Origin of the sequence: Falsiruegeria mediterranea M17 (assembly GCF_900302455.1) — a bacterium.
Classification (GTDB): domain Bacteria; phylum Pseudomonadota; class Alphaproteobacteria; order Rhodobacterales; family Rhodobacteraceae; genus Falsiruegeria; species Falsiruegeria mediterranea.
In genome coordinates this window covers 38323-44879 of sequence record NZ_ONZG01000021.1, presented here as the reverse complement: position 1 = coordinate 44879, position 6557 = coordinate 38323, and the positions used below count along the sequence as shown (strand labels likewise).

4 protein-coding genes and 2 pseudogenes are annotated in these 6557 nt (G+C 57.2%); 4 read left to right on the top strand and 2 right to left on the bottom strand.

The features are described from left to right. Window positions 1-114: pseudogene (locus tag TRM7615_RS24385) on the top strand (IS5/IS1182 family transposase); the annotation flags it as partial. A 10-nt stretch (window positions 115-124) separates the two neighbouring features. On the opposite strand, the pseudogene TRM7615_RS24380 reads toward TRM7615_RS24385, so the two are convergent. Continuing rightward, window positions 125-576, bottom strand: a pseudogene (locus TRM7615_RS24380) (IS6 family transposase); the annotation flags it as partial. Window positions 577-671: 95 nt separating this feature from the next. Continuing rightward, the gene (locus TRM7615_RS24375; RefSeq protein ID WP_108792587.1) at window positions 672-1364 is read right to left on the bottom strand and encodes an OmpA family protein; all 693 of its coding nucleotides are present in this window, start codon (window positions 1362-1364) and stop codon (window positions 672-674) included. Between the two features lie 155 nt (window positions 1365-1519). On the opposite strand from TRM7615_RS24375, the gene TRM7615_RS24370 reads away from it, so the two are divergent. The 3 genes from TRM7615_RS24370 to TRM7615_RS24360 all read left to right on the top strand — a co-directional run bounded on the left by TRM7615_RS24370 (window position 1520) and on the right by TRM7615_RS24360 (window position 6497). Continuing rightward, window positions 1520-2932 carry a TolC family protein gene (locus TRM7615_RS24370; protein WP_235824207.1) on the top strand — a complete coding sequence of 471 codons (1413 nt, stop codon included), beginning with the start codon at window positions 1520-1522 and terminating at the stop codon, window positions 2930-2932. Between the two features lie 143 nt (window positions 2933-3075). Beyond that, a complete protein-coding gene (locus TRM7615_RS24365; protein WP_165821535.1) occupies window positions 3076-5181 on the top strand; it encodes a type I secretion system permease/ATPase in 2106 nt (701 codons plus the stop codon). Then, entirely contained in the window at window positions 5178-6497 is a 1320-nt protein-coding gene (locus TRM7615_RS24360) for an HlyD family type I secretion periplasmic adaptor subunit (protein WP_108792584.1), read from the top strand. Before TRM7615_RS24365 ends, TRM7615_RS24360 begins: the two co-directional genes overlap by 4 nt. The last annotated feature ends 60 nt before the right edge of the window (window positions 6498-6557 follow it).

The window sequence follows — 6557 nt, the reverse complement described above, 5'->3', positions numbered from 1 at the left end:
ATCATGTTCGGGAGGCTGAAGGATTGGCGGCGAGTAGCAACACGATATGACCGGTGCCCGAAAGTCTTCCTGTCGGCAATCGCTCTCGCTGCAATCGTCATTTTCTGGTTATGAGTCCTGAGCCTAAGGTCTTTATCGGCTTGATGTAACTGCGCAATTTATTGGTTGTCGCAACGCGTGGTTGATGGAACCGCGCAATCAGCCGATTCAGAAAACGCTTTGCCGCTCTGGCACTTCGCCTCGTTTGCACAAGAGTATCCGGCAAGTTCCCATCCGCATCAATGGCCCGCCAAAGCCAATGTTTCACGCCGCGGATTGAAATAACAACTTCATCGAAGTGCCACTTTCTCGCGGTACAGGCCGTTCGCGCCTTATGCAGGTGGCGAAATGTCGATCAAAGCGATTAACCCAGAGCCGGATAGCTTCACGACTGACTATCACGCCTCGCTCCGCCAACAGATCCTCAACATTAGCCGTGCTCAGTGCGAAATGATGGTACGCCTAAACGGGATAGGCGATGATGTCACGAGGAAAGCGGAAGCCCTTCAGGCGCGGCATGTTTGTTGGAATGTTCATAGAGTCGGCATAGTGTGCTCAAACCGGGCGAACAACTTGGCAATAACCCCGGGGCTTTTTCAGATACCCGGACATCACAATGGAGCAATGGTAGATCAGTTCGCCGGGATCAGGCCCAATGCGACCTGCATTCGCGCCGAACTACAAAAGCACTTTTTGGCATATTCGACCTTGCGGACCGCGTCCCGGTTAAAGCCAACTGCCTGCTCGCAATCCGCGCGCGCGGCTCCTGCCATCTGAAAGGCCGAAGCATTGCCGCCGTTGCTGGTGAGTTGGCCGTAGTAGCTCACCGCCTCCTGCACCCGCGTAACGAGGTCAGCTTGCAGGGCGTCCCCGACATCCGAGGGTGTCAGTGGAATCTCACGATAACTGCGGCAGGCAGCAAGAATGTCCTCAAGACCTACGGTGACGCGACGGTTCAGGCGCTCCGGTGTAGAGACGGCGACCAGAAGCTCGTTTTTGCCGCGTGTTTCGGTCTTGCCCACCCGATCTATTGGTACACCTGCGGCCCTAAGCGCGTTGGCGACTGCTTCGGCGCGGCGAAGCCCGAGGTTATCATTATAGGAGGAACCTCCGACAGCGTCTGTGTAGCCAACGATTACTGTTGGTTTGTAGCTGTCGGTCGATTTCAGCGACTCGGCAATTTCGAGGATTTTCTGCTGGGCTTGGGCATCCAGCTGATCGGAGTCAAAGTCGAAGTTGACTGTTCCCATGAGCTGTGCAGCCAGCAGCGAAGGAAGGAGTATGGTAATCACTGCCGCACTCAGGCGTATCAGGGTTAAACGCATCGAAATTCCTCATACGGGGAAATTTGCTATTGTTGTATTGTGGACAACGTGTCTGACTTATTCAAGTAATCGAAGTTGGACTTATGTCCTTAAGGCATTTTCGGTATAGGTTTGTCACCATGGGTTTCAGAGTTTCACAACCGAAGGGTTTTTGTGTGTTCAAAGCAGTGATGTGCGCTTTGTCTGTGGCCGCTGCCACCTTGGGAGCAAGCAGGGCCGACGCTTTGTCTCTCAAGGATACGATCCTGTTCGTTCTTGAGACGAACCCCGATATCAAGGCGGCCGAGGCAAACAAACAGGCGATCGAATTTGAGCTTGAACAGGCGCGGAACTTCTATGCACCGCGCGTCGAATTCGAGGTCTGGGCCGGAACCAGTGAGAACCGCGGAACGGCCTCGCCTGATCTGGGGGCGGCAGCCGGGTCGGTTGATGGGTACGAAGCAACCGCACGCATTTCTCAGATGTTGTTTGACGGCTTTCGGACGCGGTCTGAAATCGAGCGTCAGGCCTACCGGATTGACGGTGCTGCCTTTCGGGTTCTTGAGCGCTCCGAGGTTTTGTCGTTGGAGGCCGTACGTCTGTATTCAGACGTATTGCGAACCCAGTCGCTTTTGTCACTTGCGCAAAGCAATCTGGCCTATCATCGTGATGTCTATGGCCGTTTGAAGACCGGGTACGATCGTGGGGTCGTTGGGATCGGTGACCTGCAACAAGGCGAAGAGCGCGTCTACCTGGCCGAAGACATCATTCTAGAGTTTCAACTCAACTCCGAAGACGCCAAGACTTTGTTTCTTGCCACCGTTGGGGTCGAGGCAAAAGCGCTTCAGACGATACCGGTCATCTCTCGCGCTGTTCCACCTTCGCTGGAGACAGCAATTGGACGGGCGCGTTCGGACAATCCGACAATCAAGTTCATGCAGTCGGATGTCGGCTCTGCCGAGGCGTTGTCTCGTCGGGCCAATTCGAACCAGTATCCCACATTGCACCTCGAAGCAGAGGGGCGAACAGGCGAAGACGTTGGCGGGTTTACCGGCGACCGCGAGGATTTTCGGGTTGGTGTGGTCATGCGATACGAGTTTCAGGGCAACCGCAAACGTGCCGAGCGTCAGGAGCAGGCGCGCCGAGTGAATGAAAGCCGGTCGCATCTATTGTCCCACACCCGCAGGGTCGAGAGCGAGGTGCGCCAGTCCTGGTCGACCCTTCGCTCCGCCAAACGTCGGTTGTCGACCATTCAGGCTCAGGCTCGTCTGTCGCGCAACCTGCGTGAGGCATATGAGACAGAATATCTGGTCGGCAACCGGTCGCTTCTGGATGTGTTGAACACCCAGAGTGCGCTGTTTCAGGCCGAGGCCAATCTGATCAATGCACGAAGCCTTGCGACCTATGTCGAATACCGCCTGCTGGCGTCCATCGGGGTTCTGTTGCCTACACTGGGAATGGAACCGCCCGAGGATTCCCAACCCTATGCCCGCGATCAGGTGGGCGCACCGGGGTTGAGCGAGGTCAGCAGCGAACGTCAGTTTGATGCAAACTCCTTCAAGAACTGGCGGAAAACGGTCGATAAGTAGACCGGGTCCGATGCGGGAGAGACGCAATATCTGATTCTGAAAAACAGACGGACACGACACCTCGCGTTCAAATCAAAGCCGTGGCCCAAAAGGGAACTGCAAAGCCACGTGTGCGCGCAGCCAAGGAGTGGGATTTTGCGCGCTTGTCCTCGGATCCGTTGGCCCAGGCGGTTGCTGTCTGCGCCCGTTTGAATGGGCAGGATATTGGTGTCGATGGCATTTTGGCGGGTGTTCCGTTACCAGTTGATGGATTGCTTACACCAGGTCTGGCAGTGTCAGCGCTTGAAGAGCATGGGTTCAGAGCGCATCTGACCAGGCGCAAGCTGGGCGCGCTGCCCGAAGGCGTTCTGCCTGCCATCCTGTTTTTACGCGATCGCGAAGCCTGTGTTCTGCTGGAAAGCGGCTCCGATACTTGTCGTGTCATCTGGCCAACACGATCCGATGAACCCATTGAATTATCGCGTGAAGATCTGATCAAGGCTTATGCCGGGCACGCGTTGTTGGTGCGGAGCGATACTGCGCAGAGCGGGGCTCTTTCAGAAACCGTCAAAGCACCCAGACACTGGTACTGGAGCGTGGCGGCGCGCTATTGGCCCGAGTACTTTCAGGTCATGCTTGCTTCGGTCCTGGTCAATCTGCTTGGACTGGCAGTTCCGATCTTTACGATGAATGTCTATGATCGGGTCTTTCCCACAGCCGCGATCACTACGCTCTGGTCTTTGGTCGCAGCCGTGGGTATTGCGCTGGTTTTTGATGCGATCCTGAAATGGATCCGCGCGGCGGTCGTCGACAATGTGGGTCGAAACGTGGATCAGGCTGTTTCGGCCTCGATCTTTCGCCATCTTTCGGATCTCGAGCTGCAGCAAACCATGCAGCCGGCAGGTGCACTGATCAATACGCTCAAAGACTATGAACAGGTTCGAGACTTCTTTTCGTCCCAAACACTGGCAACCCTGACCGACCTTTGTTTCAGTGTGCTGTTCATTGCTGTGATTGCGTATCTTGGTGGTCCGCTGGCTTATCCGCCTGCCATCGCGCTGGCGGTTGTGCTGCTGCTGGGAGCATTCATCATGCTTCCCTTGCGCGGTGCAACAAACGCATCCCGGCAATCGACGGGTATCAAGAACGCGGTCGCTGTCGAAGCGTTGACCGAATTGGAAACGCTCAAATCGATAGCGGGGCAGGGGCGCATGCAGTCCCGCTGGGAACAGCACGTGGCCGAGAGTGCCCGCGTTAATGAGCGCAGCAAGAAACTCGCCACATTCTCGACCACGATCACAGGTCTGGCGCAGCAGGCGTCGAGCATTGGTATCGTGATCATCGGCGTTTATCTGGCGCTCGAGGGCAGTCTGACCATGGGGGCCGTGATTGCCGCGATGATCCTCTCGGGACGGGCACTTGCCCCAACTGCGTCTCTGGCAGCGCTTTTTGTTCGTGCAAGCTTTGCCTTTTCAACCTTGCGCAGCCTCAATGCATTGATGGCAAGCCCCTCGCAAAAGCCGACAGCCGGGAACGTACTGAACGCGCGGATCGAGCAGGGGGCCTATGTTTTCAAGGATGTCTCGCTTGAATATCCCGGTGCCTCGGTTCCCGCATTGAAAGAAGTGTCTTTTGAGACGGCCGGATTAGAATCCATAGGGCTGATCGGGCCTGTTGGTGCGGGCAAGACCAGCCTCGTGCGCCTGATGAGCGGTCTCTACCGCCCGACGGACGGTCTGGCGACGCTGGATGGTCTAAACATTACGCAACTTGGTCCGGCGACATTGCGGCGTGATGTGCAGCTGGTGACCCAGAATGCGGTCCTGTTTTCCGGCACGCTGGCTGAAAACATCGCCTTTGGCATGCCGCAGGCCACCGTCGAAGATGTGCTGAGGGTTGCGCGGTTGACCGGGGTGGACGGGCTGGCGGCAAAGAACCCGATGGGCTTTGCGATGCCGATTGCCGAGCGTGGGGCCAACCTGTCAGGCGGGCAGAGGCAGATGGTTGCACTTGCGCGGGCTCTCTTGCCGAAACCAAAGGTCCTCATTCTTGATGAGCCGACCTCGTCGATGGACACTGCGACCGAGCAGTTTTTTGTCGAGCGTCTTAAACGGATCCTTCAGCAGCGGTCCATGACACTGGTTGTGTCGACACATCGAACCAGCCTGTTGGCCTTGGTCGATCGGGTTATCGTTCTTGAAAACGGACAGATCCGAATGGATGGGGCGCGGGATCAGGTGCTCGCCTCGGTCAAGGCGCCAAAGGCATGAGCGGGCAGGACTGGAAAATCCGGGAATTTGCCCAAGGGCAGGATGCCGCCAGGATGGGGCGGTCGTCCCGTCTTTTGACCTTGCTGCTGATCATTGTCATCGCACTGGTTACCGCGGCGGTGGTCTGGGCATCTCAAGCACGCATCGAAGAAGTTGCACGCGGGCAAGGTCGCGTTGTTCCCTCGGGCAAGGCGCGGGTTTTGGAAAGCCTTGAAGGTGGCATTGTTCGTGAGATCCTCGTGCGCGAGGGGGACGCGGTTGAGGCGGGCCAGATCATCATCCGCATTGATGATACGGGATCTTCGGCTTCGCTGGGTGAACTGAACGCGCAACTGGATGCATTGTCGATCCGGGGATTGCGTCTTGCGGCCGAACTGGCGGGGGCAGATGCGCTCAGCTTCGATGGCACGAACATCGATCCCGACAGTGCCCAGGCCCTGCGCGAGGCTGCGATCTTTGACAGTCGAACCGCCAGCTACTTTGGTCAGAGAGCGGTTCTCGAGGCTCAGCTGAACCAAAGGCAGCGTGAGATTGAAGAGACCGAAGGTAACCTGACACGTGTCGCTGAAGGGATCGGCTTGTTGCAGGAAGAGATCGAGCTCAAGACAGAAAGTGGGGTCGTCCCTCGTGCACAGATCATTCCGATCGAGCGGGAACTGTCTGCACGGCGGCAAGAGCAGGACGCACTGGTGAGCCGCCGCGAGCAGGCCCGCGCTGCGCTGCGCGAAGCCGAAGCCAGGCTTGAGGAATTGAAACTACAACGTCGGGCAGAAATCAGCATTGAACGGTCAGATACGCTCAATCAGATCAGCGTGATACAGGAGAGTATCAAAAGCGCCAGCGATGTGGTTTCGCGGGCGGCCCTGCGCGCGCCGGTCACAGGCATCGTGTCGGTGCTCAACGTCAATACCATCGGCTCGGTTGTTGCCCCAGGCGAGGAGCTGTTGCAGATCGTACCGCAAGATGATCGCCTACAGGTCGAAGCGCGGATCCGGCCCGAGGATGTGGCCTTTGTCTACCCGGGGTTGCCCGCAAGCGTGAAGCTCACATCTTTTGATTTCACGATCTACGGTGCGCTGGACGGACAGGTGATGCGGGTCGGCGCGGATGCCCAGCAGGACGAGGCCACGGGCGAGATCTATTTCCCGATCATAGTCGAAACCGAGAGCAACTTATTGGTTCGCGGAGACGAAAGCCATGAGATCCGACCAGGTATGGTCGCGTCCCTGGACATCCAGACCGGTGAGCGCACGGTTCTGGACTACCTGCTCAAACCATTCCGGAAAGCCCAGCTTGAAGCCATGCGGGAGCGCTAAGCAAGCCAGAATTTCGACCAGCAGGCTCAGTCTTGGCCGCGAAACAAAAGGCCTGACGCC